Annotated in this window: 26 protein-coding genes; 3 read left to right on the top strand and 23 right to left on the bottom strand. The window is 67.9% G+C overall.

Features of this window, described 5'->3' with window-relative positions; all coding sequences use genetic code 11:
* Positions 1-8: 8 nt before the first annotated feature.
* From AC1DEZ_RS14345 to AC1DEZ_RS14335, 3 genes are all read right to left on the bottom strand, one after another.
* Positions 9-1,511, bottom strand: a complete 1,503-nt coding sequence (locus AC1DEZ_RS14345) for a HAMP domain-containing sensor histidine kinase (RefSeq protein ID WP_441512258.1) — start codon at positions 1,509-1,511, stop codon at positions 9-11.
* Positions 1,495-2,178, bottom strand: a complete 684-nt coding sequence (locus AC1DEZ_RS14340; protein WP_441512257.1) for a winged helix-turn-helix domain-containing protein — start codon at positions 2,176-2,178, stop codon at positions 1,495-1,497. The genes AC1DEZ_RS14345 and AC1DEZ_RS14340 overlap by 17 nt, the downstream gene beginning before the upstream one ends.
* 210 nt (positions 2,179-2,388) lie before the next feature.
* The gene (locus tag AC1DEZ_RS14335; protein ID WP_441512256.1) at positions 2,389-3,561 is read right to left on the bottom strand and encodes a trypsin-like peptidase domain-containing protein; all 1,173 of its coding nucleotides are present in this window, start codon (positions 3,559-3,561) and stop codon (positions 2,389-2,391) included.
* Positions 3,562-3,745: 184 nt separating this feature from the next.
* Here AC1DEZ_RS14335 and AC1DEZ_RS14330 point away from each other — a divergent pair, with 184 nt between their 5' ends.
* Positions 3,746-4,264, top strand: coding sequence for a hypothetical protein (locus tag AC1DEZ_RS14330; RefSeq protein ID WP_441512255.1), 519 nt, complete (start codon positions 3,746-3,748; stop codon positions 4,262-4,264).
* Here the strand turns inward: AC1DEZ_RS14330 and AC1DEZ_RS14325 are convergent.
* From AC1DEZ_RS14325 to AC1DEZ_RS14240, 18 genes are all read right to left on the bottom strand, one after another.
* Positions 4,261-4,731 carry a cytochrome c-type biogenesis protein gene (locus tag AC1DEZ_RS14325; protein WP_441512254.1) on the bottom strand — a complete coding sequence of 157 codons (471 nt, stop codon included), beginning with the start codon at positions 4,729-4,731 and terminating at the stop codon, positions 4,261-4,263. The two genes, AC1DEZ_RS14330 and AC1DEZ_RS14325, sit on opposite strands and share 4 nt — an antisense overlap.
* Positions 4,732-4,735: 4 nt before the next feature.
* Complete coding sequence (locus AC1DEZ_RS14320; protein WP_441512253.1) at positions 4,736-6,715, bottom strand: heme lyase CcmF/NrfE family subunit; 1,980 nt, start codon at positions 6,713-6,715, stop codon at positions 4,736-4,738.
* Positions 6,716-6,722: 7 nt separating this feature from the next.
* Positions 6,723-7,193: a cytochrome c maturation protein CcmE gene (gene ccmE, locus AC1DEZ_RS14315; RefSeq protein WP_441512554.1), complete on the bottom strand. Its 471-nt coding sequence runs from the start codon at positions 7,191-7,193 to the stop codon at positions 6,723-6,725.
* Positions 7,194-7,234: 41 nt separating this feature from the next.
* Entirely contained in the window at positions 7,235-8,338 is a 1,104-nt protein-coding gene (gene ccmI, locus AC1DEZ_RS14310; RefSeq protein WP_441512252.1) for a c-type cytochrome biogenesis protein CcmI, read from the bottom strand.
* A 68-nt stretch (positions 8,339-8,406) separates the two neighbouring features.
* On the bottom strand, positions 8,407-9,783 hold the full coding sequence (locus AC1DEZ_RS14305) for a sensor histidine kinase (protein ID WP_441512251.1): 1,377 nt from the start codon (positions 9,781-9,783) through the stop codon (positions 8,407-8,409).
* 9 nt (positions 9,784-9,792) lie between these two features.
* Positions 9,793-10,461, bottom strand: a complete 669-nt coding sequence (locus tag AC1DEZ_RS14300) for a response regulator transcription factor (RefSeq protein WP_265052504.1) — start codon at positions 10,459-10,461, stop codon at positions 9,793-9,795.
* 39 nt (positions 10,462-10,500) lie between these two features.
* On the bottom strand, positions 10,501-10,824 hold the full coding sequence (locus tag AC1DEZ_RS14295; RefSeq protein ID WP_441512250.1) for a PepSY domain-containing protein: 324 nt from the start codon (positions 10,822-10,824) through the stop codon (positions 10,501-10,503).
* A gap of 63 nt (positions 10,825-10,887) precedes the next feature.
* Positions 10,888-14,805 (bottom strand): baseplate multidomain protein megatron, encoded by a 3,918-nt coding sequence (locus AC1DEZ_RS14290; protein ID WP_441512249.1) that lies wholly within the window; start codon positions 14,803-14,805, stop codon positions 10,888-10,890.
* On the bottom strand, positions 14,805-15,236 hold the full coding sequence (locus AC1DEZ_RS14285; RefSeq protein WP_441512248.1) for a C40 family peptidase: 432 nt from the start codon (positions 15,234-15,236) through the stop codon (positions 14,805-14,807). The genes AC1DEZ_RS14290 and AC1DEZ_RS14285 overlap by 1 nt, the downstream gene beginning before the upstream one ends.
* Complete coding sequence (locus AC1DEZ_RS14280; protein WP_441512247.1) at positions 15,233-16,114, bottom strand: DUF2163 domain-containing protein; 882 nt, start codon at positions 16,112-16,114, stop codon at positions 15,233-15,235. The genes AC1DEZ_RS14285 and AC1DEZ_RS14280 overlap by 4 nt, the downstream gene beginning before the upstream one ends.
* Before the next feature lie 9 nt (positions 16,115-16,123).
* Positions 16,124-16,762: a phage distal tail protein, Rcc01695 family gene (locus tag AC1DEZ_RS14275; protein ID WP_441512246.1), complete on the bottom strand. Its 639-nt coding sequence runs from the start codon at positions 16,760-16,762 to the stop codon at positions 16,124-16,126.
* An 11-nt stretch (positions 16,763-16,773) separates the two neighbouring features.
* A complete protein-coding gene (locus AC1DEZ_RS14270) occupies positions 16,774-17,367 on the bottom strand; it encodes a phage tail tape measure protein (RefSeq protein WP_441512245.1) in 594 nt (197 codons plus the stop codon).
* 35 nt (positions 17,368-17,402) lie between these two features.
* The gene (locus AC1DEZ_RS14265; RefSeq protein ID WP_441512244.1) at positions 17,403-17,600 is read right to left on the bottom strand and encodes a phage tail assembly chaperone; all 198 of its coding nucleotides are present in this window, start codon (positions 17,598-17,600) and stop codon (positions 17,403-17,405) included.
* Positions 17,597-17,941 carry a gene transfer agent family protein gene (locus AC1DEZ_RS14260; protein WP_441512243.1) on the bottom strand — a complete coding sequence of 115 codons (345 nt, stop codon included), beginning with the start codon at positions 17,939-17,941 and terminating at the stop codon, positions 17,597-17,599. The genes AC1DEZ_RS14265 and AC1DEZ_RS14260 overlap by 4 nt, the downstream gene beginning before the upstream one ends.
* A gap of 10 nt (positions 17,942-17,951) precedes the next feature.
* On the bottom strand, positions 17,952-18,362 hold the full coding sequence (locus tag AC1DEZ_RS14255) for a phage major tail protein, TP901-1 family (RefSeq protein WP_441512242.1): 411 nt from the start codon (positions 18,360-18,362) through the stop codon (positions 17,952-17,954).
* Between the two features lie 35 nt (positions 18,363-18,397).
* Complete coding sequence (locus tag AC1DEZ_RS14250) at positions 18,398-18,808, bottom strand: DUF3168 domain-containing protein (RefSeq protein ID WP_441512241.1); 411 nt, start codon at positions 18,806-18,808, stop codon at positions 18,398-18,400.
* Positions 18,805-19,143 carry a phage head closure protein gene (locus AC1DEZ_RS14245; RefSeq protein ID WP_441512240.1) on the bottom strand — a complete coding sequence of 113 codons (339 nt, stop codon included), beginning with the start codon at positions 19,141-19,143 and terminating at the stop codon, positions 18,805-18,807. Before AC1DEZ_RS14245 ends, AC1DEZ_RS14250 begins: the two co-directional genes overlap by 4 nt.
* 2 nt (positions 19,144-19,145) lie before the next feature.
* Complete coding sequence (locus tag AC1DEZ_RS14240) at positions 19,146-19,715, bottom strand: head-tail connector protein (protein ID WP_441512239.1); 570 nt, start codon at positions 19,713-19,715, stop codon at positions 19,146-19,148.
* Between the two features lie 84 nt (positions 19,716-19,799).
* Here AC1DEZ_RS14240 and AC1DEZ_RS14235 point away from each other — a divergent pair, with 84 nt between their 5' ends.
* Together AC1DEZ_RS14235 and AC1DEZ_RS14230 are read left to right on the top strand one after the other, a co-directional pair.
* Positions 19,800-20,576 carry a S1 family peptidase gene (locus tag AC1DEZ_RS14235; protein WP_441512238.1) on the top strand — a complete coding sequence of 259 codons (777 nt, stop codon included), beginning with the start codon at positions 19,800-19,802 and terminating at the stop codon, positions 20,574-20,576.
* Between the two features lie 59 nt (positions 20,577-20,635).
* Positions 20,636-21,481 carry a S1 family peptidase gene (locus AC1DEZ_RS14230; RefSeq protein ID WP_441512237.1) on the top strand — a complete coding sequence of 282 codons (846 nt, stop codon included), beginning with the start codon at positions 20,636-20,638 and terminating at the stop codon, positions 21,479-21,481.
* A gap of 6 nt (positions 21,482-21,487) precedes the next feature.
* Here AC1DEZ_RS14230 and AC1DEZ_RS14225 read toward each other — a convergent pair whose 3' ends face one another.
* Both AC1DEZ_RS14225 and AC1DEZ_RS14220 read right to left on the bottom strand, forming a co-directional pair.
* Positions 21,488-22,735: a phage major capsid protein gene (locus AC1DEZ_RS14225; RefSeq protein WP_476779831.1), complete on the bottom strand. Its 1,248-nt coding sequence runs from the start codon at positions 22,733-22,735 to the stop codon at positions 21,488-21,490.
* 20 nt (positions 22,736-22,755) lie between these two features.
* Complete coding sequence (locus AC1DEZ_RS14220) at positions 22,756-23,262, bottom strand: HK97 family phage prohead protease (RefSeq protein ID WP_441511148.1); 507 nt, start codon at positions 23,260-23,262, stop codon at positions 22,756-22,758.
* Positions 23,263-23,308: the final 46 nt, after the last annotated feature.

Below are 23,308 nucleotides of genomic sequence, written 5' to 3'. Positions count from 1 at the left end.
CTTCCTCCTCAGGAGGACGGCACGCCAGCAGGGTTTGCGACGGCTGTCGAGCTTTGAGCTTCGGGAGCCGCCTGCGTTTCCACAGACTTGCTCTCAGCCATCGGCAGGGCGATGACGACGCGCAGCCCGGGAGCGTTGTCCTCCAGGCCGAGGCGGCCGCCATGCAGGCGCACGACACCGGCTGCCAACGACAGGCCCAGGCCGAAGCCGGGCTTGCTGCGGCTGGTGTCGAGCCGCACGAAACGGTCGAGCACGCGGCCGCGATCGGCTTCCGGGATGCCTGGCCCGTGATCGGCCACGGAAAGCTCGATCTCGGCTCCGTTGCGCCTTGCGGCGACGGTCACGGTGCCGTCCCCGCCCTGTTCGGGGCCGCCGTATTTCAGGGCGTTGTCGATCAGATTGGCGACGGCCTGCCCGACCAGCTCGCGGTTTCCGACGATCCGCAGGTCCGGCTCGACTTCGCCGACCAGCGAGAGCCCGGCATCCTCGGCGAGCGGCTCGTAGAGTTCCGTCATTCCCGAGACGATCTCCGAGAGATCAAGCTCAGCCATATTGTCGCTGACGCGGCCCGCTTCCAGCCGTGCCAGCATCAACAGGGCGTTGAAGACGCGGATCAGATTGTCCGCCTCCTCGATGGAGCCATCAAGCGCAGCCCGCAGCTCGTCCGGCGACCGTGCACTGCGCAGCGCCTCCTCGGCCCGGCTACGCAAGCGGGTGAGCGGTGTCTTGAGGTCATGGGCGATGTTGTCGGTCACCTGCTGCATGCCCGCCATCAGCTCTCCGATGCGGTCGAGCATGGCATTGAGATTCAGCGCGAGGCGATCGAGTTCGTCGCCAGTGCCGGTGATGGCGAGGCGCCCCTTCAGGTCGCCCTCCATGATGCCATGCGCCGTCTCGCTCATGCCATCGATACGCTTCAGCACGCGGCGCGCCACAAACCAGCTTGCAAAGCAGCCGAGAACGAAGACCAGCGCTGCCGACCAGCCGGCGGCGCGGCGGATCACGGCGCCAAGCCGGTCACGCTCCTCGAGATCGCGGCCGACGAGAAGGCGGAACCCGGCCGGCAGGATGAAGACGCGCACAAGCGCATGGCTCGGCGTATCGACCGTTTCGCTGGAGCGAGCGTATTCGATCTCGCTCTCGCCGGTACGATCGAGCGTGCCGGGCGGGATCGCCTCGACATTGCCGGCGATGCGCTCGCCTACCGGCGTCGTGACGAGGTAGAGAGAAGCACCCGGCCCGCGCGAGCGGCGCTCGACGATGTTGACCAGCCGGCGGATGCCGCCCTGGCGCTGCTGCTCGGCCAGCCCCTGGATCTCGGCATCGATGGTCGAGCGGATCTGGTCGGTCAGCAGACGCTGTGCATTCCAGGCGACATAGCCGAGCACGAAGGCGGCGAAGAGTGCGAAGATGACGAGATAGGCAGCCGTCAGCTTGAAGGCGGTGGTGCGGAACAGCGTCGGCAGGAATTTCTGGCGCCGTCGTGCGGGAGCATCAGCGGGCGCTGTCACGGACCATGTATCCCGCGCCGCGGATGGTGTGGATCATCGGCTGCTCGAAACCCTTGTCGACCTTGGCGCGCAGGCGGCTGACATGCACGTCGATGACATTGGTCTGGGGATCGAAGTGATAGTCCCAGACGTTCTCCAGCAGCATGGTGCGCGTCACGACCTGCCCAGCATGCTTCATCAGATACTCGAGCAGGCGGAACTCGCGCGGCTGCAGGACGATCTCCTGCCCCTCGCGGGTGACGCGATGGGCGAGCCGATCGAGCACCAGTTCGCCGACGCGATAGCTGGTCGGCTCCGAAGCCGGCGCGCCGCGGCGGCGGGCCAGCACCTCGACGCGGGCCAGCAATTCGGAAAAGGCATAGGGCTTGGGCAGGTAATCGTCACCGCCCGCGCGCAGACCCTTCACCCGGTCGTCGACCTGGGCCAGCGCCGACAGGATGAGCGCCGGCGTCTCGTCCTTCTGTTCGCGCAGCGAGCGGATCAGGGAAAGACCGTCGAGGCGGGGCAGCATGCGATCGACGACCAGCACGTCGTAGCCGCCACCCTCAGCCATCGCATAGCCCTGCAGCCCGTCGGCCGCATGATCGGCGACATGGCCGACCTCGCGGAACGCTTTGGTCAGATAGGCCGCAGCCTCGGCATCATCTTCGACGATCAGGAGTCGCATGAGTATAACCTAGCTCAGAGCAAACGCCGATCCAAACGGACCGGCCTTTGCTCTGTTTCCGCCTATCGCATTTTCTTCACGCGCGCCGGCTTCCACGTCACGCATAAACAAAAAACGGCAGGCCGGAGGATACGCATCCGGCCTGCCGCCGCGATGGCTGGTCCCCTCGGCTGGGGCGACAGGAAGACCGAGGGAACCTGCCTGCTTCGTTCAGGCCGCCGGCTGGCGGCCAACCTCGAAGGTCACGTCACGAGACTTGCCTTCGCGGAACAGGGTGATCGTGGCCTTGGTGCCAGGGGCGAAGGTCGCGATCTTGCGGGACAGGTCGCGGGCGTCCTTGATCGCCTCGCCGTTGACCGCCGTGATGGTGTCGCCGCGGCGGATGCCGGCCTTGGCTGCGGGGCCGTTGCCCTGCGCCTCGGCGACGAGCGCGCCCTTGGCTTCCTTCAGGCCGATGGCATCGGCCATCTCGCCGGTGACCGGCTGGATCTGCACGCCGATGAAGCCGCGCGCCACCGTGCCATCCTTCTTCAGCGAGTCCACGACCTGCTTGACCGTGGAGGCCGGGATCGCGAAGGCGATGCCGACATTGCCGCCGGAAGGCGAGTAGATCGCGGTGTTCACGCCGACGACTTCGCCATTCTGGTTGAAGGTCGGACCACCCGAGTTGCCGCGGTTGATCGGCGCGTCGATCTGCATGTAGTCGTCATAAGGGCCGGAGCCGATGTCGCGCCCCTGGGCCGAGACGATGCCGGCCGTGACCGTGCCGCCGAGGCCGAAGGGGTTGCCGATCGCCAGCACCCAGTCGCCGATGCGCGGCTTGCCTTCGCCGAGCTTCACATAGGGGTAGTCACCGGCATCCTTGACCTTGAGCAGGGCGAGATCGGTGCGCGGATCGGTGCCGATGACCTTGGCTTCCAGCGTCTTGCCGGAGTCGGTGACGAGCTGGACCTCCACGGCGTTCTCGACGACGTGGTTGTTGGTCACGACATAACCGTCCTGGCTGACGAAGAAGCCCGAGCCCTGAGCCATGCCCTGGCGCGGCTGCGGCTTGTTCGGACGGTCGTTCTCGCCAGGCTCGCGGAAGAAGCGGCGCAGCTGCGGCGGCAGATCATCCAGATTCTGCTCGTCACTGGCGGCTGCGGCCTGCGTCTTGACGCGGACGGAGACGACCGCGGGCTTCACCTTGTCGACCAGATCGGCAAAGGAAGGCAGCGTGCTCTGCGCGCCGGAGAGCTGAATCGGCTGTGCAATGGCGTTGTGGTTCTGCATCAGGGCGCTGTCGGCAAGGCCGGCGGCCAGACCGATGCCGAGAATGGCGGTGCCGGCGAGAAGGGCGCCGCGCTTCAGGATGGACTTACGGGTTTCGTTCTGTGTCGTCATGATTTGAACCTCGTGAGCGTCAGGGTTTTCCCTGTTCGTGACGAGGAAGATGATGCCAGCCGCCTTACGCGGCTTTGGCCTGAACATGACGGTTTCGTAAGATTCAGCGGCAAGACCGCCCGCACCATCTTGACGGCTGGCGGCTCGCCGGCGCCCCCTGTGCCTGGGATGGGGGAAGGCGCCTATGCGTATCATCTGGGGGATTTCGTTTGCCGTGGCCTGCCTGAGCGGCCCTGCCGTCGCGCAGCAGGGTTCGGCCTATAATACCGGGCTGCGGGTGGCGCAGGCACGGGGGTATGAAAACGCCGATTGCTATGCTCGCGTCTTCGCGAAACATGCGGTCGTCGTCGAGAAGCTCGGCGGCAAGCGCAGCTGGTATGCCAACTCGACGCCAGCCTACAATGCGGAGCAGCGCTCTCGCTGCGGGATCGACCGACTGCAGGATCTGGCGGCACGGCGAGATTCGGAGCGCTTCGGCGCGCCCGGCGCATCACGCGCACGCGGCGGAGCCTATGGTGCGGGATTGAGAGTCGCGGCGGAGCGCGGCTATTCCGGCAGCGACGCTACCTGCTTCGCACGAACCTATGCGACCTTCGCTTCGCCTCATCCCGCCCCGACCGGCCGGGGCACCTATGCTATCGCCGGCACCAGCATGCGCGCCTATTCGCACGAACTGTTTCGGGCGTGCGGGATTAGCCGCTAGGGCTTCTCGTCCGCCGCGATGAGAGCCGCGAGCTTTTCGCGCTCCTCGGCGGACAGAGTCTGCGGCCCAGCCATCGAAGCCGTGCGGTGGCGCGCGCGCATCCATACGAAGGCGAGCGCCAGCAGCAGAATGACGAAAGGCGCCGCCCAGAGCAAAGCCGTGCGTGCATTGAAGGGCGGACGAAGCAGCACGAAATCGCCATAGCGGGCGACCACGAAATCGACCACCGCCTTGTCGCTGTCGCCGGCAACGAGCCTTTCCCGCACGAGCAGGCGCAGGTCGCGCGCCAGCGGCGCATCGGAATCGTCGATAGACTGGTTCTGGCAGACGAGGCAGCGCAGGCCGCCGGAAATGGCGCGTGCCCGCTGCTCCAGCGCCGGATTCTTCAGCACCTCGTCGGGCTGCACGGCCTGTGCGCCGGTGATTGCCAGCAGCACGATGCCAAACGTCAGGAGAAGGCGACGCATCGGCCTACTCCGCCGGCTGCGGCGCGGCCACCGCTGGCGCGGCACGCTTCGGAGCCGCCAGCCGGAAGCGCCGGTCGGTGAGCGAAAGCCCGCCCCCCAGAGCCATGATGATCGAGCCAATCCAGATCAGCAGGATCAACGGTTTGTCGTAAAGCCGTACCGCGACGCCGCCATCCTGCGCCTCGCCGAGGCTGACATAGGCCTGGCTCAGCCCGTCCGTGCGGATGCCGGCTTCGGTCGTCGGCATGCTTCGGGCGGTATAGATGCGCTTCGACGCCTCGAGCGGCGCCAGTTCCCGGTCGCCGGAGAACAGCTGAAAACGCGCGACCTCGGCGCGGAAATTCGGCCCGGTCCGGGGCGTGACGCCCTCCAGCACGACCGTGTAGCGCCCGCTCGTCAGGCGCTCGCCCGGCTTGAGGACCGCAAGCGACTCGGTGCTCCAGGCTTGAGCGGCGATGCCGATGATGCTGAAGCCGATGCCGGCATGGGCCAGCGCCGTGCCCCAGGCCGAGCGCGGCAGCCCCTTGGCGCGCGACAGCACGGCCTGCCAGCCGCTGGCTCGCGCGACGATGCGCTCGCCAAGATCGACCGCCGCCCCCAGGATCAGGAAGACGCCGAGCCCAACGCCGAGCGGCGCCAGGACCGGCCCGCCCCGGGTGAAGGCGATCACCGCGAGCGACGTCAGCACGGCCAAACCGAAGGCGGCGGCGTTGCGCTGGGCGGCGCCGAGCAGATCGCCGCGCTTCCAGGCGAGCGACTGGCCGATCGGCAGGATCAGCAGCAGCGGCACCATCACCGGGATGAAGGTCGCGTTGTAGAAGGGCGCTCCGACCGAAATCTTGTCGCCGGTCAGCATCTCCAGCACCAGCGGATAGAGCGTGCCGACGAAAACCGTGGCGCAGGCAGTGGCAAGGAAGATGTTGTTGACGACCAGCGCTCCCTCCCGGGAGATCGGCGCGAACAGCCCGCCCTGCCGCAAGAGCGGCGCACGCCAGGCGAAGAGCGCGAGCGAACCGCCGACGAAGAAGACCAGGATGAAGAGGATGAACAGGCCGCGCGCCGGGTCGCTGGCGAAGGAATGGACCGAGGTCAGCACGCCGGAGCGGACGATGAAGGTGCCGAGCAGCGACAGCGAGAAGGTCAGGATCGCGAGCAGGATCGTCCAGACCTTGAGCGCATCGCGCTTCTCCATCACCACGGTCGAGTGGATCAGGGCCGTGCCCGCGAGCCAGGGCATGAAGGAGGCGTTCTCGACAGGGTCCCAAAACCACCAGCCGCCCCAACCGAGCTCGTAATAAGCCCAGTAGGAGCCCATCGCGATGCCGAGCGTCAGGAAGGTCCAGGCCAACAGCGTCCAGGGCCTGACGGCACGCGCCCACATCGCATCGATGCGCCCGTCGATCAGGGCGGCGACGGCGAAGGCATAGGTGATCGAGAAGCCGACATAGCCGATGTAGAGCAACGGCGGATGGATCGCGAGGCCGAGGTCCTGCAGGATCGGGTTGAGGTCCTGCCCTTCCGCCGGGGGCTGCGCCAGGCGCTGGAACGGGTTAGAGGTGAGCAGCAGGAAGGCGAGGAAGGCCACGGCGACCAACCCCTGCACGGCCAGGGTCCCGGCCCGCAGCCGCGGCGGCAATGAGTTGCGCGACAGCGCGACCAGCGCCCCGAACAGGGTCAGGATCAGCACCCAGAGCAGCATCGAGCCCTCATGGTTGCCCCAGACCGAGGTCAGCTTGTAGATCAGCGGCTGCGCCGAATGGGAATTCGCGACGACGTTCGCCACCGAGAAATCCGAACGGACATAGGATGCGACCAATGCCGCGAACGACAACGCGACCAGCGCGAAGCTGATCAGCGCCGCGCTGCTGCCGACCGACGCCAGTGCCCTGTCATGACGCACGACGCCCCAGAACGGCACCAGTGCCTGGATGACGGAGACACCGAGCGCCAGCGCCAGCGCGTAATGACCGATCTCGACGATCATGCCCGGCTCACGGCTTGGCCGCGGGCGCGGCGGGTGCGCCGGCGCCGCCGGGCTGCCAATGCCCCTGCTTCTTCAGCGTGTCGGCGACTTCGCGCGGCATATAGGTCTCGTCATGCTTGGCCAGCACCGAATCTGCCTTGAACCGCCCTGCTCCTTCGAAGACGCCCTCGGTCACTACGCCCTGCCCCTCACGGAACAGATCCGGCAGCAACCCGTCATAGCCGACCTTCATGGCGGTCTTGCCATCGGTGATCGCGAAGGAGACGCGCTGGCCTGGTCCACGCTGGACGGAGCCCGTCTCGACGAGGCCGCCAAGTCGCATTCGGGTACCGGGGGCTACTCCCTTCTCGACGATCTCCGTCGGGCCGTAGAAGAAGACGATCGTATCGCGCATCGCGAAGAGCACGAGCCCGGCCGCGAAGCACAGCACGGCGCCGGCCGCCGCGATCAGCGCGAGGCGGCGCTGCTTGCGGGTCAGGCGGCGCTTGGCCGGCATGGAGCGGGTGGGCTGGGCGATACTCACGGCTTGGCATCCTTCAAGGCCAATTCATCGACCAGGGCATCGATCGCCGCAAGTGCAGCCTGATCCTGCGACAGGCGCTCGCGCGCCGTCTTCACCGCTTGCACCGCGGCATCCCGGTCGCCGATCACGGCGCGGGCCCGGATGAGGCGGCTCCATTCGGGCAGCGTTCCGCCGCCATCGGCCAGCCGCGCGGCCAGGCCGTCCACCATGCCCTTGATCGCCTGCTGGCGTTCGGCCTCCGGCAAGGCTGCGACCGCCTTGCGCCCGGCATCGGCCTGCATCTGCTCGATACGGGCGCGCACAGCGCCGGCCCAATCGGCCTGTGGCGGCGCATCGGCGAGGAGTTGCTGCAGATCGGAAAGTGCCCCCTCCCCGTCACCATCCTGCTCCTTGCCGACGGCGAGGTAGTAGCGCGCTCGCGGATTCCTCGGGTCGAGCTTGACCGCTTCCGCCAAGGCTTCCCGCGCGGCTGCTGTCACAATCCCGCCAGCTTCGAGAATGCGGGCTTCGCCGAGCCCGGCGAGCAGATCGGTATCGGGCCTGCCGTAGCGAACCGTCGCGGCGAAAGCCTTCACTGCCTCGTCGTAACGTCCCTGTCTCAGATAGATCGGCGCGATCAGCGACCACCCCTTGGCGTCCGTCGGATTGGCCGCGAGATGGGCCTCCATGCGCGCCAGGACAACGGCAAAATCCTGCTGCGGCCCGGCCTTCTCGACCCGCGCGGCCAGCGGCTGGTCGGAGAAGCCGGGCGAGCCGTACAGCCCGTAGACCAATAAGGCGAGGAGCGGCACAACCGACAGCATCAGCGCGGAGCTGGCCCGGCGGCGGCGCAAGGACGGTTCGGTCTCGCCCGAAGGCCCCACCTCGTCGTTGGCGGCCCGCAGCAGGCGGCGCGCCGCTTCAGCACGCGCGGCCTCCGCTTCCGGCTCCGCGATCAGCTTGCGCCCGAGATCGCGATCGATCTCCTTGAGCTGGGCGCGATAGAGGCTCTTGGCATCCGCGATATCGGCGAAATCCTGAACCTGGCCGTGGCTGAGCGGCCGGAGCAAGGCGAAGATCGCCGCTCCCGTCATCGCTGCAAAGATCGTCCAGATCATCATGAGGTGTTCTTAGCGAATCGGCCGGTCGAGTTCATGGCGACAAAGGGTCACGCGGGCTTGGATTTGATCTAGATCGAAGGCAGGACGAGCCGCGCGCGCAGCCCGCCCAGCTGCGAACGCTGCAGCGTCAGCTCGCCGCCATAGAGCTTGGCGAGATCGACGACAATCGACAATCCGAGGCCCGAACCCGGCGTCGCCTCGTCGAGCCGGCGGCCGCGCTTCAGCACTTCCGCCCTGGCGCCGTCGGGGAGGCCCGGACCATCGTCGTCGATCAGCAATGCCATCTTCTCGTCGTCAACGGCCTTGGCGCCCTCCAGCGAAACCTCAACGCGGGACGCCGCCCATTTGAAGGCATTGTCGAGCAGGTTTCCGAGCATCTCCTCGAAATCCTGCTTTTCGCCGCGAAAGCGCAGCGTCTTCGGAACGGCGTGCGATCCGGCGATCTCTCTGTCCTGGGAGATCTTCATGAAGGTCCGCAGGAGCGCTTCAAGCGAGGGAACCACTTCGGTGACGCCACCCAGCGCCCCGGACAACGCTGCGGCCCGCGCACGATCGAGATAGTACTGGACCTGATCGCGCATGATCGCCGTCTGTGTCCGAACCGTCTGAGGGAGTTGCCCTTCGCCCGAACCCGCCTCGTTCATCATGACGCTGAGCGGCGTCTTGAGGGCGTGGGCGAGGTTGCCGACCTGGGTGCGAGCACGGTCGAGTATCTCGTGATTGGCATCGATCAACTGATTGAGCTCGCTGGCGAGCGGGGCGAGGTCAGGCGGATACTGGCCGACGATGCGCGGGCTCTCGCCCGTTCTCACCGAACCGACCGCGGTCCGCAGGCGCACCAGCGGGCGCAGGCCGAACCGGACCTGCACGAGCGTCGAGGCGACGAGCGCAATGCCGAGCAGCAGGAAGGTCATCGCGAGCGCGAAGCGGAAATCCTGGATATCGCCCTCGATCTCGTCGGCGGGCGCGGCGACGGCGACGGTGAAGCGACCGTCCTCGCCGACATCGATCTCGCGCTCGAGAATACGCAGCATGCGATCGTCCGGGCCGGAGACATAGCTCTCCCGCAGGCCGCGGCTGTTCGGCGTGATCGACTGGTCGAGGAGCTTCGGCAGCTGGCCGCCGACCAGCGAGCGCGAGGCACGCACATTGGGCCGCTCGCCGTCGAGGCGGGTGATCTGCCAGTACCAGCCAGTCAGCGGCAGATCGAAGCGCGGCTCGCCGAGATCGCCAACCGTCTGGCGCTCCGTTTCCGGCGGCGCGGCGAGGTCAGCCACGAGTTGCTTGATATAGACCGAAAGCCGCTCGTCGAAACCGCGCTCGGCCGAGCGGCGGTAGAAGGTGGTGAGGCCGACGCCCGCCAGGACTAGGATGAGGACGCAGCAGAACGCTGCCGAGAGGAAGAGCCGCGCTCCCAGCGAATAACGATGGGATTTGAGGACCATCTCCCTAAATCAGACCTTTTCCGGAGCGGCGGCGATGTAGCCGAGGCCCCGGACGGTCTCGATGATGTCGACCCCGAGCTTCTTGCGGAGGCGGCCGACGAAAACCTCGATCGTGTTGGAATCGCGATCGAAGTCCTGATCGTAGAGATGCTCGACCAGTTCGGTGCGCGAAACGACGCGCCCCTGATGGTGCATCAGGTAGGAGAGAAGCCGGTATTCATGCGAGGTCAGCTTCACCGGATTGCCGTCGACCACCACGCGGCTTGCCCGCGTATCGAGCCGGACGGGTCCGCAGACCAGTTCCGAGGTGGCATGGCCGGCCGCGCGCCGTAGCAGGGCCCGCACGCGCGCCAGCAGCTCCTCGACATGGAAAGGCTTGACGACATAGTCGTCGGCGCCGGCGTCGAACCCTCCAACCTTGTCGCTCCAGCGGTCGCGCGCCGTCAGGATCAGCACCGGCATGGTCTTGCCAGCCCGGCGCCAGCCCTGCAGCACCGCGACACCATCGACCTTCGGCAGGCCGAGGTCGAGGATGACGGCGTCATAGGGCTCGGTCTCGCCGAGATAGAGCCCCTCCTCGCCGTCGAAAGCCTTGTCGACGGCGTAGCCGGCGTTCTCCAGCGCGGTCACGATCTGGCGGTTGAGGTCCTTGTCGTCCTCGACGACGAGCAGTCTCACGGTGGGTTCGCTCCAGTTTGTGCAGATGCCGGCAAGCGCTCAGCGGATGGTGGCGATCTTGCCGGATTGTCCTTCCAGCGTCACGCGTGCGACGCGCCCGTCGCGTTTCAGCGTCGTAACGACATAGACGAAATCATCGCCCTGCCGACAGAGCCTGATGCGGACGACTTCGCCGGGAGCCGCATGGCGGGCATGGCGCGAGGCCTCGGCAGGTTGCATGACCCGGCCTTCGGCAACGGCGTCGCGCGTTTCATCCGAGGACAGGCAAGACATCGGCGTCGCATCGTCGACGCGGATGATCGGCATCGGCGACGAAGTCATGAGCGCGAAAGCGAGGATCGGTTCGACCGGCATCATCGACATGGGCTAATCCCATCCGCGTGAATGGGCCATGAATGCATCACCCCGACCACAACCTAGACTAGATCATCCGACGGCGATCCGTCCACGCCATTCGCGCCCTCGCCCCACGGTTGTGCTCAGCTGGGCCAAAGACAAAGCGAGCTCCTGCTGCGCGGAGCCGAAATGCGCAAGCTCCTGCTCGGGTGGATAAATCCATTCGGGCGCGTTCACGATTTCGGCATGTATTAGCGTCTCACCATCGAGGACGCGGATTTCGTAGCGCTCAACTTCTTCGCCGGTGGGAACTTCGGCCAGATCCCACGAATCACCGTCGCTGCGGGTGCGCCGTACCCAGCTCAGACGGATGCCGGCGTCGGAACGGCGAGCCTTCGCCCGGGCCGGAGAGAACGGCAGCAGCGCATCGGCGCGCACCTCGACCGTGACCTCCGTCATCGTCGGATCGCCGACATCGTGGCGCGCGGGGCCGATGCGATAGCGGCGCTGTTTGCCGATCTCGGACAGCTGCGTCGTCAGTGTCACCGCCGCTCCGTCGAGAACGACCACGCGAGCCCCGGGCGGCAGATGGCGGGAAGCACCCGCTTCCGATCCACCAATTCCACGGACGAAATTTGAGAGGCGGAAGCGCTGCGGACCGATGAGATCGACCTGCGCCGCTGTCACGATCTCGACCTCGCCGTCCTCGCCGATCAAAGCCAGCGCGTTGGCGCCGGCGAGCGCTGCATGCGGCGACACGGACGACAGGACGCCGCCGCGTAACCGGACTTCGAGCACGGTGCGCTGATCGGTTCGCCAGAGCGGCCCTGGCGGGAGCTCGGTCAGCGTTTCGCCAATGATCGAGGGAGCCTCGACGAAGCCGCCGAGATCGAACAAGCCGGCCTCGTCGGCACTCCAGATCGCCAGCGCTCCCGGCCAGGGCGATGCGAAAGCCGCGACCGAGAGCAGCGCCGGTGGCTGCGCCGCGACGATCGGCAGGGCGAGCGGAACCACAAGAGGCCGGCCGGGCAAGGCCGGCGGCGTCCGCGGGGAGCGAGGGCCGCCCTTCGCGCCGGCACTGGAATAGATCGCCGGCTCGACCGCGCGCGCACTGACCTGCCGGGTCGGGCCATCGGCGATGCGCGTCACCCGGAACAAGCGGCGCCCCGCATCGACCGGAACGGAGACGACGTCCCCCGGCTCGAGATCAAGACAGCGCGGCGACAGCTCGCATTCCAGCGTCTCGCGCGCCGCCCACGCCTCCTGCAGGCGCTGGTCGGCCAGGCGTTGGGCCTCGGCGATGCGCGTCACGATCGCCGTCTCGACCGCGACCTCCCGGCGCGCCGCGCCGGCAAGGCGACGCGAGCGGCTTGCGGCTTTGCGATAGTCGTTTTCGCTGTCGCTGAAGTCGAGGCGCAGCTCCAGCGGCAGCTCCGTTTCCTGGCTGCGGCGCAGGGTGAAGGGCTCGCCGTCACGATCCGCAACGAAATCGTCGTGGTCGAGCAGCCGCGCGACCTTGCCGCCCCGCCCCTCGAAGCGCAGGCGCCCCGCGCTCATCACGGCGTCGAAGCCGAAGGTCTGAGCCAGCGTCTCGAGCGCCTGGCGGGCGGAAAGCGGGCGGTCGAGGACGTAGCCATCCACGAAGCCGTCCACGGTCATGCCCTCTGCAGGCGGCAGGCCGAATTCGGCGAGCAGCCCGGCGATGAGGCGATCGACCGGTATTCCCTCCAGCCGGCCGTTCAACCAATGCCCGGTCTCGAAATTGGCGCCGTCGGCCCAGATACCGCCGAGATCAGGAAAAGCCGGGAATGGCCGGGCATCCCAGTTCCAGACGACGATATGCGCGGGGTCGACCATGCGGATCCCGCTGACGGGATGAACCGGATTGCGCGTGGGATCGAAGCCGAGGCGGGCGGGATCGAAGCCGGAGATGATCGCCTCCAGCCCGCGCGTCTGCACCAGATCGTCACGAGCGCCGCTGGAGAAGGGCGGGAAGCCGCCCTCGGCCGAGCGCGTGTCGGGAAAGACATTGGGCGCGTTGGCGCCCTTGTCCACGGCCGGGATGCCGATCTCGGTGAGCCAGATCGGCTTCGCGCCCGGAACGAAGGGCGTGGCAGTGGTCTCGGCGCCCCCAGAGCGCCGGACATGCGCATTGTTCCACCAGCCATGCAGATCCTTGGGCCGAAACTGCCAAGGCTTTCCGTAGGCGCCGTCGGTGATCGGCACCCTCACCTGGGCTGTACGGCCTTCTTCATCGGCATAATACCAGTCAAAGGCTTCACCCGCAGTCAGCCGATTGCGGAGATAGGCGAGATCGGCGGGCCCGCGCGCGACGGCAGCATCGGCGTGATCGCCGGAATCGCGCCAGTCCGACAGCGGAGGATAATAGTCGATGCCAACAGCACCGATCGCCGGCGAGGCCCACAGCGGATCGAGCGGAAAATCGATGTCCTCGCCGCCGTCTCGGACATCGGCGCCATACTCCGTCCAGTCGGCGGCGTAGGTCAGGGTCGCCTCGGGCAGAATGGCTTCGACGTCCTGAGCGATCCCGATGAGGTGCTCGACCATCGGATAGCCCGACGTTGCGCGCAAATGCGTCAGCCCGACCAGTTCGGATCCGATCACGAAGCCTTCGACGCCACCTGCGGCCTGCGCCAGCATCGCGCAATGCATGATCTGGCGGCGGTACGACCACTCGTCTGGCTTGGAGCAGCCGATGGCATCGCCCACAAGCGACATGTCGGCCGGCCCGACCGTGCCGACGAAGGCGGCGACCTGCGCGGCGGCGGCCGCAGTTCCCTCCGCGCTCCCTGTGCGGCCGGGCGCGGGATCGCAGCTGATCCGGCCGCGCCAGGGATAGCGCGGCTGGCTGACCCCACCCGACCAGGGGTCCGGCAGGGCATTGTCGATCGGGACATCCATCATCAGGAAGGGATAGAGGACGACTTCGAGACCGTAATCGAAGCGCAGGCGCCGAATCAGTGCGATCACGCTCTCGTCGGAGGGCGTGCCGCCGAAGGCCGGGCGGCCGTCCATTTGGCTGACGGGGCGGCCCGAAGCGCGCGCCAGCCCTGCGACCGACCATTCGGCACCGACCGTCGGCTTGTGCGGAATCTCGACGCGCGGCGCGACGCTGCAGGAACCGGCGCGCAGATCGTCGCCGAACCAGGACACCACGAGCGAAACGGAGCGCAAACCGGGGCAGAGCGCGAGGAGATGGCCGAGCGCCGTATCGACGTCCGAGCCGCCATAGAGCTGGTGGCGCGTCAGGCTCTCGCTGACGCCCGGCTCGGGCTCATGGCTGACCGGCCTGGTGTCGTAGACGAATTCGCCGGCGCCGGGGATCAGCGAGACGGCGCGGATCATGCCACCCAGCCCCTCGACGGCACGCACGACCTCGAAATCGAACTGGGGCACGCGATTGCCATAGTCGGCAAGCGGGAGGCGCTCGAAGACGACATAGGCCAAGCCGCGGTAGGCCGGCGCGTCGCCCGCCTCCTTCGCGGCGATCAACGGATCCGGCTCCTGCGCTTCATGCCCGTGATGGACGCGCATCGCGACCGTGTTGACGTCGAGCTCACGTCCGTCGACCCAGATGCGCCGGATGAAGGCGATCGGCCCCTCGCAGAGGCCGATCGCGAGGTTGGCGTGGTAGCTGTAGGTTGTCTCAAAAGTCTTCTTCGAGCTGCCACCCTTGGCGCCGCTCTTGCTGCGGGTGACCGAAACGCTGACCTCCTCCTCGAAGCGCGTCGCCCAGATGAGCTGGCCGCCGAGGCGTGCCCGGCCATAGACCCGCGGAATCGATGCGCCCTCGGTGGAGGCGAGCCCGTTCACCTCCTTCAGCCGCGGCCCTTCGACCATCTTGTTGCCGCCTGCGCCGCCGAGCCAGGCCTGGTCGATGGTCGCGCCGGCCAGACCGCCGAGCGCCTGGCCGATCATGCCGCCGACCGGGCCGCCCAAGGCTGTGCCGAGCGCAGCGCCCGCGACCTGGAGGAGAAGCGTCGCCATCAGTCGGTCACTCCGGGGAAGGAAAAGGCATGGCTGAGATGGCGCCGCCACCAGGGCGTGAACGCGACCTCGGCGACGGCCGCCCCGTCATGGGCGTGGATGATGCGATCGGGCGCGCTCAGGATGGCGCAGTGCTTTGCCGGCAGATGCTCGCGCCAGCGGAAGAGCAGCACATCGCCACGCCGTTCAGCCCCGGTCGCGACCGGCATGAGATGGCGCAGCGCCGCGCTCGCCAGCGTCTCCTGCCGCAGGCTTTCGGCCCAATTTGCCGTGTAGGGCGGCGGCGCTTCCGGCTCCTCGCCCAGCAGATCGCGCCAGATCCCCCTGACGAGGCCGAGGCAGTCGCAGCCGACGCCGCACAGCGAGGCCTGGTGGTGATAGGGCGTGCCAAGCCATAGACGCGCGGCTTCGACGATTTCATCGCGTCTCATCGGAACAGGCTCCCCCCGTCGAGCGCACCGTCGCCGGGACGGACGCCGCCGATGATGAAGTCCGTCGTCGGCATATGCGGAAAGCCGCGGAAATTGACGCCGTTTCCGAATTTCGTCCGGCAGGTGGCGAAGCTCTTGTCGCATCCCGGCGCGACGCTAAAAGCGTCGCCTGCAAGGATCGCTCCGGCCGGAATCTGCCAGAGCTGGAAGACGGCGTGATCGCCCTCGATGCCGTGCCGCTTCACCTCCGTGGCGAAGCCGGCGTTGGCGCCGCCGGTGAAGACAAGCCGTCCGCCGGTGAAGTGGCCATCGGGATAGGAAGCGAGCGCTCCCGCGGTCAGCGTCAGGCGGCCATCGCTCCCACTGACGGCCGCGGCGACCGGCACCAATGCGACGCCGCAGCGCGCATCGCCGAGATCCGCCGAGCACGAGCGCAGGTAGAGGCGTCCACGCTCCTCGTCGAAGGCCTTGGCGATGCCGCGCATCTCGGCCGTGAAGCCGTACTCGCCGCGCCGCACCTCGCCGACGAAGCCCTCCTCGAGCAGCAACCTCTGCTCGGGCACGGCCCAATTGACCAGCCAGACGCGGACTCGCGCATCGTCGTAGAGCCCCCGCGCGAGGTCGGCCTCGTTCAGGCCCGATGCCGCGAAAGCACCGGCGACATCGCCGCCGCCGATGGCGAATCCCAGCTCGGCCGTCGTCTCGGCTGCCTCAAGCCCGGTCGACGCCGCATAGGTCAGACCGTCGAAGTCTAGAGCCCGGTCATGATCGGTGAAGCCGAGCACCAGCCCGTCGCGCCGCGTCAGGCTCCAGCAGCGACACAGGGTGGTCGCCCCGCTCTCGATATGGGCGGCGAGACCGGCGGGGATAGCGCGCATGGTGGAACCTCAGGGCAGGATCTCGACGACGGGGATGCGCGGGATCTCGCCAGCCTCGAAAGCCGAGAGATCGACATCGATCGCGTCGACGTCGAAGCGCACGGGAACGTCGAAGGCGAAGCCAGCGGTCACCGTCGCGCCCGGTGGCGGGATCGAGCCGGGCGCGAAGGTGATGCGCCCGGTCGCGGTGTCGCAGGCGAAGCTCTCCGCCGGCTGCTCGACGCCATCGAGCGCAATCTGCACGGTGCCTTCGCATGGCTTCGCAATCGCGCGGCTATAGGCGGACGGGCCGGCGCCATAGATCTTGCAGAGCTGGAAGGCCGCCGCGACGCCATCGCCAATCCCGATGATCTGATCCGTGGCGGCAGGCTCGCGCGAGGGAGGCGAGCTCTTCCAGTCGAGCTGGTCGCGCCAGCGGAAACCATGAAGCCGGCCGCGGCGCTCCTCGAAGAAGCTGACGACGGCCGCCAGGGCATCGAAGCTGCGTACGCCGAGCCCGGCGTCGTAGCGGCGCCGGGAATGGGCCCAGCGGCTATTACGAACCTCGCGCCCGGAGGCGAGCGTGACGATCTGCGTCTGACGCTCCGGCCCACCCCGCGCGCCACGCGCCACATCGGTCGGAAAACGGACTTCGTGAAAATCAGCCATGGGGACTCCGCTCATAGCGCACGGCTGCCGCGCGCAACGGCGCGGGCGATCGCGGCGGAGACCTGCGCTTCGGACCGGCGGAAGCTCTCGGCGTCGGGCGTCGACACCTGCACGACAACGCTGGGTGGCCGCACTGGGCCGCTGCCCGCCGCGCGCACGCCAAGCCGCCCATCGGGGCCGCGCGACAGCGGCATGATGGCCTCGGCGCCGCGCTCGCCCATCAAGCCGAGTCCGCGCCCGGTCGGGAAATAGGATGGGGAAGCAACGATGCCGCCTTCGGCGAAGGCCTTGACCGGAATGCTCGCAGCGACCGACCCAAAGCCGCCGGTGAACAGGTCAGTAAGACTTTTCACACCCATGCCGAGCAGACTGGAGAGGCCTGTCTGGAGCGGCTTGAGAGCCGTCTTGAGCAGGCTGTCGGTCAGCGAGCGGCCGACGCTACGCAGCACGTCCTCGAAGCGCTTGCCCTCCACGACGCCGCGAGAGAACGCATTTACGATCGATTTACCAAAGCTTTCCGAGGTTTTGCTCAAAGATTGAGTCAATTTATCCATCGTCCGCAGATCAGACAGACGATCGGTCTCGACCTCATCGTCACCGGTCATGTCATCCTCTTCAGATATTGATTCAGGAATTCAACTCAACTGTCTGGATGGGCGGCCATGAGAGCTGCCAGAGCGGCGCGATCCGTGGCGCCGCCGGCTTCGCTCTGATGTGCCCTCAGGGCTGCCGCGATCTCGCGCGGCGTCGCCGCCCAGAACTGCTCGGGCGGCCAGGCCAGCCGCCCTAGCCCGAAGGCCATGACATCGCTCCAGGGAAAGGCCGCCGACGGCTTCACGCCCCCGGCGGCGGCGAAGGGCGGCCCGTATCGCCCTCGCCGAAAGTGGCTTCCAGCAGCGCAATCGCGGCTTTGATCGCCCCGCTCAGCCCACCGTCGAAGGACAGGTTCGCCACATCCTCGTCCCGAATCGCCCTGCCCGCCCCCCGCAAGCCCGCCGCGAGAATGCGGATGATGTCGCGGGCGGAGAGCCGGCCATGCACGAAGCGCTCCCCGAGAGCGGGCAGGCTGTCGACGGCGAAGGCATGCTCCAGCTCGGCCAGCGCTCCCAGCGTCAGCCGCATGGGCAACGCATCGCCCGCGACCATGAGCGCGGTCTCTCCTCTGTGACGATTGACCATCACCGTCTCCTCAAAGCGCCGTGAAAGCGAGCGGGCCGGCGGATTCCAGCGAGAGGTCGAACGTGACCTCCCCGGCATGGTCGCCCCGGTACTCGAGGCTCGTCAGCTGGAAGAGACCTTCGATTATGCCGAAATCCGGCACCACGACCTGCCAACCTTGGATCAAACCGTCGAAAAAAACCTGGCGGACGAGAGCGTCGGAAGCCTCATCCTTGAAGATGCCGGAGCCGCTGATGCTGGCCCGGCGCACGCCCGCCCCGGCCAGTAATTCGCGCCAGCGCCCCGCGGATTCCGAATGGGTCACGTCCACGGTCTCGGCGTTGAACGCGATCTGCCGCGCCCGCAAGCCTGCGACGGTGACGAATGCGCCGACGCCATCCGCCGCCTTGAGCAGCAGATCCTTGCCTTTCTGTGCCGCCATGCGGCTTCTCCTTCCAATATTGGGGGTTGCCGGTGTCAGAGTGTTTCGGTGACCGCCCGAAAGCGGATCGTCACATGGCCGAGCCCGCTGCGCGGCTCGCGGGCGAGCCGGCTCGACAGCCAGCGCAGATTGACGAGGGCGTGCCCTTCCAGAGCGAGTTCGGCTTCGTCGAGCGCGCCGACGATCAGCCCAGCCGCCTGCAAGGCCTGCTGCGAGGAGCCGCTTTGCGACGCCCAGACGACGAGCGCGAGTTCCTGCTCGCAGCCGCGTTCGCTGCCGGTCGACCAGTCGCGGGCCTCGACATCGCCATGGACGACGTAGAGGCCGCGAGCCGCGCGCGGCGCCTCGCCATGGATGCGGCCGGGGCCGATCAGCGCCGTCAGCGCGGCATCGGCCGTCAAGCGAGCCTGAATTGCAGCGCGCAGGGCAAGGATCGCGCCGCTCATGGCTTCACCTCCTCCGCAAGACAGACGAGGCGCCGACGCGAACCGTCGGGATCGGCAACCGTTCGGATGTCGAAGATCCGGTCGCCGTCGCGCAGCCGCTTGCCGCCGTCGAGATCGCCGCGCCAACGCAGCGTCACGCGATGAGTGCCAACCTGCTCCGGGCGCCCCTGACGCCATTGCTCGGCGCCCGCAAGCCATTCGACCTGCGCCCAGAAGGCGGCCACCACCTCGAAGACCTGGGTTACCCCTCCCAGCTCATCCGGCGTGGAAACCGGCGCTTCCAGAGTAAGCCGGCGCCTCAGTCTGCCGATCGCAGCTCCAGCAGCCCTCGCCATGGTCAAAGCCTTCCACGGCGGAACGGAGACACCAACGCTGCGATCGCACTCGGCAGCGCCCGTGCGTCGCGGCTGGCGACATCGCCGCGCTCCTCGAACCAGCGGGCGGCCAATCTGAGCACGGCCTGGCGCAGGGGGGCGGGCACGGCGGCGGCTGTCGCCCCGTACCCGGCAACGATGTCGATCTCGATCGCGCCGTGATGGCGGCCGATCTCCGGCAGCTCTCCGGTTACGCGGATCAGTGGAGGGTCGGCACTCCTGTCCAGCGTGAGCGCCGCCTCGGCGACCGGTTGCGGAGCCCCGAGCATATCGTAGACCCGCGCCGCCTCGATCCTTGCGATCGGCGACAGCGGCAGCCTGATCTCGCCATTGCCGGGCCAACGATCGAGAACGATGCGCCAGGGCTGCTCGATCAGGCAGCGGCCCGCTGCCGCTTCGATCATCAGCCGAGCGGCCGTGATCAGTGTAGCGAGCAGATCATCCTCATTGTTATGGTCCAGGCGCAGGAATAGCCGGGTCTCGTTGAGCGTGACCGGTTCTGCCGTCGGCGGAGCCAGGGCGAGCGGCGTCATGTTCATCCCCTTCGTGGAATCGTCTGAAAGGTTCATTTGCGGAGCGAGGCGCGCTATCAGCGTTCCATCGGAAAGGAGCACTCGATGCGCATCGCGAATTGGATCGTCGCCGCCTCGCTCGGCGGCGCGGTCTGCGGGCTCGGCCCCCTGCCCGCGCAGGCCGTGGTCGGCGGGCGTGAAGGCGGACCCGCCGTCGGCTCGACCTTGATGGTGCTCAATGCCCGCGGCGGGGTATGCAGCGGTATCGTGCTCTCGCCGCGCGCCATCCTGACAGCGGCTCACTGCGCCGCCGGCGGAACGGAGCTGCGCATCCATTGGCGCGAAGCTGGCGAGCCCGTCCTGATCGCGCCTGCGGCGGTCAGCTTGCATCCCGAGTTCGATGCCGGTGCGATCCGCAGCCGGCGGCGCTCGATCGACCTCGCTCTGATCCGGCTCGCCGAGCCTCTGCCGGCGCGTTTCGCCCCTGCGGAGCTGGCCGACGGGCCGCTGCCTCCAGCAGGAAGCCCTGTCACGCTCGCCGGTTATGGGGTCGCCCGCGAGGGCGAAGCCCGCAGCACGGGCACATACCGATCCGCCACCCTGGCGGCGATCGAGCCCTATGGACCGAGCCGCATCCTGCTGTGGGCGGCCGATCCGGCCGGTGCGGGCAAGCAGCCCGGCGCCAGCGCCTGCCAGGGTGATTCCGGCGGACCGATCTTCGCCGATGGCGGCATCAGCGCCGTGACGAGTTGGTCCACCGGTCCGAAAGGCCGCAATTGCGGCCTCCTCACCCAGGGCATTCTGGTCGCGCCGCAACGCCAGTGGATCGACACGACACTTTCCCGATGGGGCGATACGGCACGCTGGTCAAAAGGCCGGTGAAAACGCTGGACTGCGCCGCGCCACCTCCTAGATTGATCGGCCGTCCACTGGTTCACATCATGATCCTGCGCTCGCTTACCGCTCTCGCGTTTTCCCTTCTGGCTGCCGCAACGGCGCAGCCCGCTCTGGCCGTCGTCGGAGGCACCGACTCACGCGATGCCCATGGAGCGCGTGCCTGGACCGTGCGGGTCGAGACCAGCCGGGGCGAGCTCTGCTCGGGCGCTGTGATCGCGCCTGAGATCGTGCTGACGGCCGCGCATTGCCTGATGGGCGGCGGCTCGATCAGCGTGGTCAGCCTCGACCCCCGTTTCCGCGCGCGGCGGCAGATCGTCGTCGCGGTCCTGCCGCATCCGAGTTTCGTGCCCGGCACTACGCCGCGCACGCAACCGGGCACCGACCTCGCCCTGCTGCGGCTGGCACAGCCGCTGCCGCCGGATATCGAGCCGCTCACGCTGGGCGGCGGCCTCTGGCAAGGCGAAACCGTCACCATGGCGGGCTACGGCCTCTCCGCCGAGAACAACAAGCGCACCGCCCGTCGCCTGCGTGAAACGCAGCTGCTCAACGCCGGCAACTATACGACCCAGAACACGGTCAAGGTCGCGGTCGACATCGAGGCGCGCGGCGAAACGCCGGGCGCAGGCGCGTGCCGCGGCGATTCCGGCGGTCCGGTGCTGCGCGGCTCGACGCGCTCGCGGGATCTCGTCGGCATCGTGAGCTGGTCGAGCGGACCGCTCAACACGCGTGCCCGGCGCATTTGCGGCGGCTTCACCGCCATTACGCCGATCAGCGACTACCGCGGCTGGATCTCCGAGGGCAGCGCACGGCTGCTTTCGTTCGGCAGCGAGGCGCCACCGGACGAGGCGGCCCAGCCGCGCGCTGCCTTCAGCTGGTGGTTTTCGCGCTGAGCAACTTCAGACCGCGAATTTCAACCCCTTGATCGCCGCGAAATCCTGCACGCCGCCGCCCACGCGCTTGGTCGTGTAGAACAGCACATACGGCTTGGCGGAATACGGGTCGCGCAGGATGCGCACGCCCGCCCGGTCGACGACGAGGTAGCCGCGCCGGAAATCGCCGAAGGCGATCGAGACCGCGTTGTTGGCGACGTTCGGCATGTCTTCCGCCTCGACCAGCGGGAAGCCGAGCAAGGTCGCTGGCGCACCGGCGGAAGCTGGCGGCTGCCAGAGATAATTCCCGGTGGTGTCCTTGAACTTGCGGACAGCGGCCTGCGTCTTGCGGTTCATCACGAAGGAAGCGTTCTGGCGATAGCCGGCCTTCAGCGCGTAGACGAGGTCGACCAGCACGTCGGACGGGTTCGAGGCGGCGAAGGCGCCGGCCACACCGGTGTGGAGCACGCCGATATTGCCCCAGGCCCAGCTCGCATCGGCTACGGTCGGGTAGGCGAGGAAGCCCTTCGGCTTGTCGGTGCCGTCGCCATTAACGAAGGCGGCGCCCTCCTGCTCGGCGAAAGCGCTCTCGGCCTCTTCGGCGATCCACTGGTCGATGTTGACGATGGCATCGTCGAGCAGCGTCTGCGTCGCGGCCGGCATGGCATAGAGTTCCATCGCCGGGAAGGAGAGCTCGGCCAGGGTGGGCGAACCCGTCTGCGGGCGCGCCGCGGTCTCCGCGACCCAGCCCGCGGCCGGGCCGGTCGTCGAGAAGGCCTTCTTGTAGGTGCCCGACGAGATCGTCCGCACTGTCGCCAGCGACCGGATCGGCGAGACGCTGGCCAGGCGGCGCAGGATCTCGCCCTCGACGGTCGAAGGCGCCAGGTAGCCGCCATCCGGGCCGGAGCCGGTGGAAAGCGCCTTGGCCTCCAGCCGCTTCAGGCCGCCGGCCTCGCCGGTGCGGACATAGGCCGCGAAGGCCGCCTTGTGCTCGGCGACGAGCGGGTCGCGGGCCGGGCCGTCCTGGCCGAGCGGCGGGCGGGCCCGGTCGAGAGTCAGCCGGTCGATGCGGCGCATGGTGTCGTCGAGCGCGGCATCCATGCGGATGAGCTTCTCCTCGGTCAGCGGATCGGCACTGTTGCGAGCTTCGATCCCGGCGAGGCGCTCGTCATTGGCGGCGCGATAGCTATCCAGCGTGTAGCGCAGATCCTCGAAGGCGAGCGCGAGGTCGGCGCCGGCCGCCTTGGTCTCCGGAGCATGGTCGAGATGGGTCATGGATTCTCCTCGGGTGAAGGTCAAAGGAAAGCGAGGTTGCGGAAGGCCGTCTTGACGGCGCTGATCCGGGCCTGGGGCAGCATCGGGAAGGTCACGATAGAGACCTCCCAGAGATCGACGCGCTCGAGCCGGCGCAGCCCGGAGCGGGGCTCGTTGCGGGCGCGATCGGGGCGGAAGCCGATCGACAGCCCGTCGATCGCACCTTCCCGCATCAGGGCATGGATTTCGCGAGCGCGGGCGACGGCAAGCGAAAGCCGGCCGCGCACGAAGAGGCCGCGGCTGTCCTCGCTCAGGCTCAGCCAGCGGCTGAGCGGCTCGGCCGGGTCGTGCTGCCAGAGCAGCTTGACGCCGGAGGGCCCGCGCCGGGCGAGACTATCGCGGAAGGCGCCGGGCTCGACCACGTCCTTCCCGAGATCGGGGATGCGGAACAGGCTGGCATAGCCCTCGAAGACCCCGTCCGGCATGACGCGCGCCGGCTGCAGCGGCAGCAACTTGGATTCGAGTGGAAGCCGATGCGGGCCGTTCATCGGCCTCCCTCCGCGCCTTTGCCGGCTTGCGGACTCCCTCCCTCCA

It is taken from the genome of Allobosea sp. 10L422, from assembly GCF_056395345.1.
This window is presented reverse-complemented; position numbering and strand designations above follow the sequence as displayed.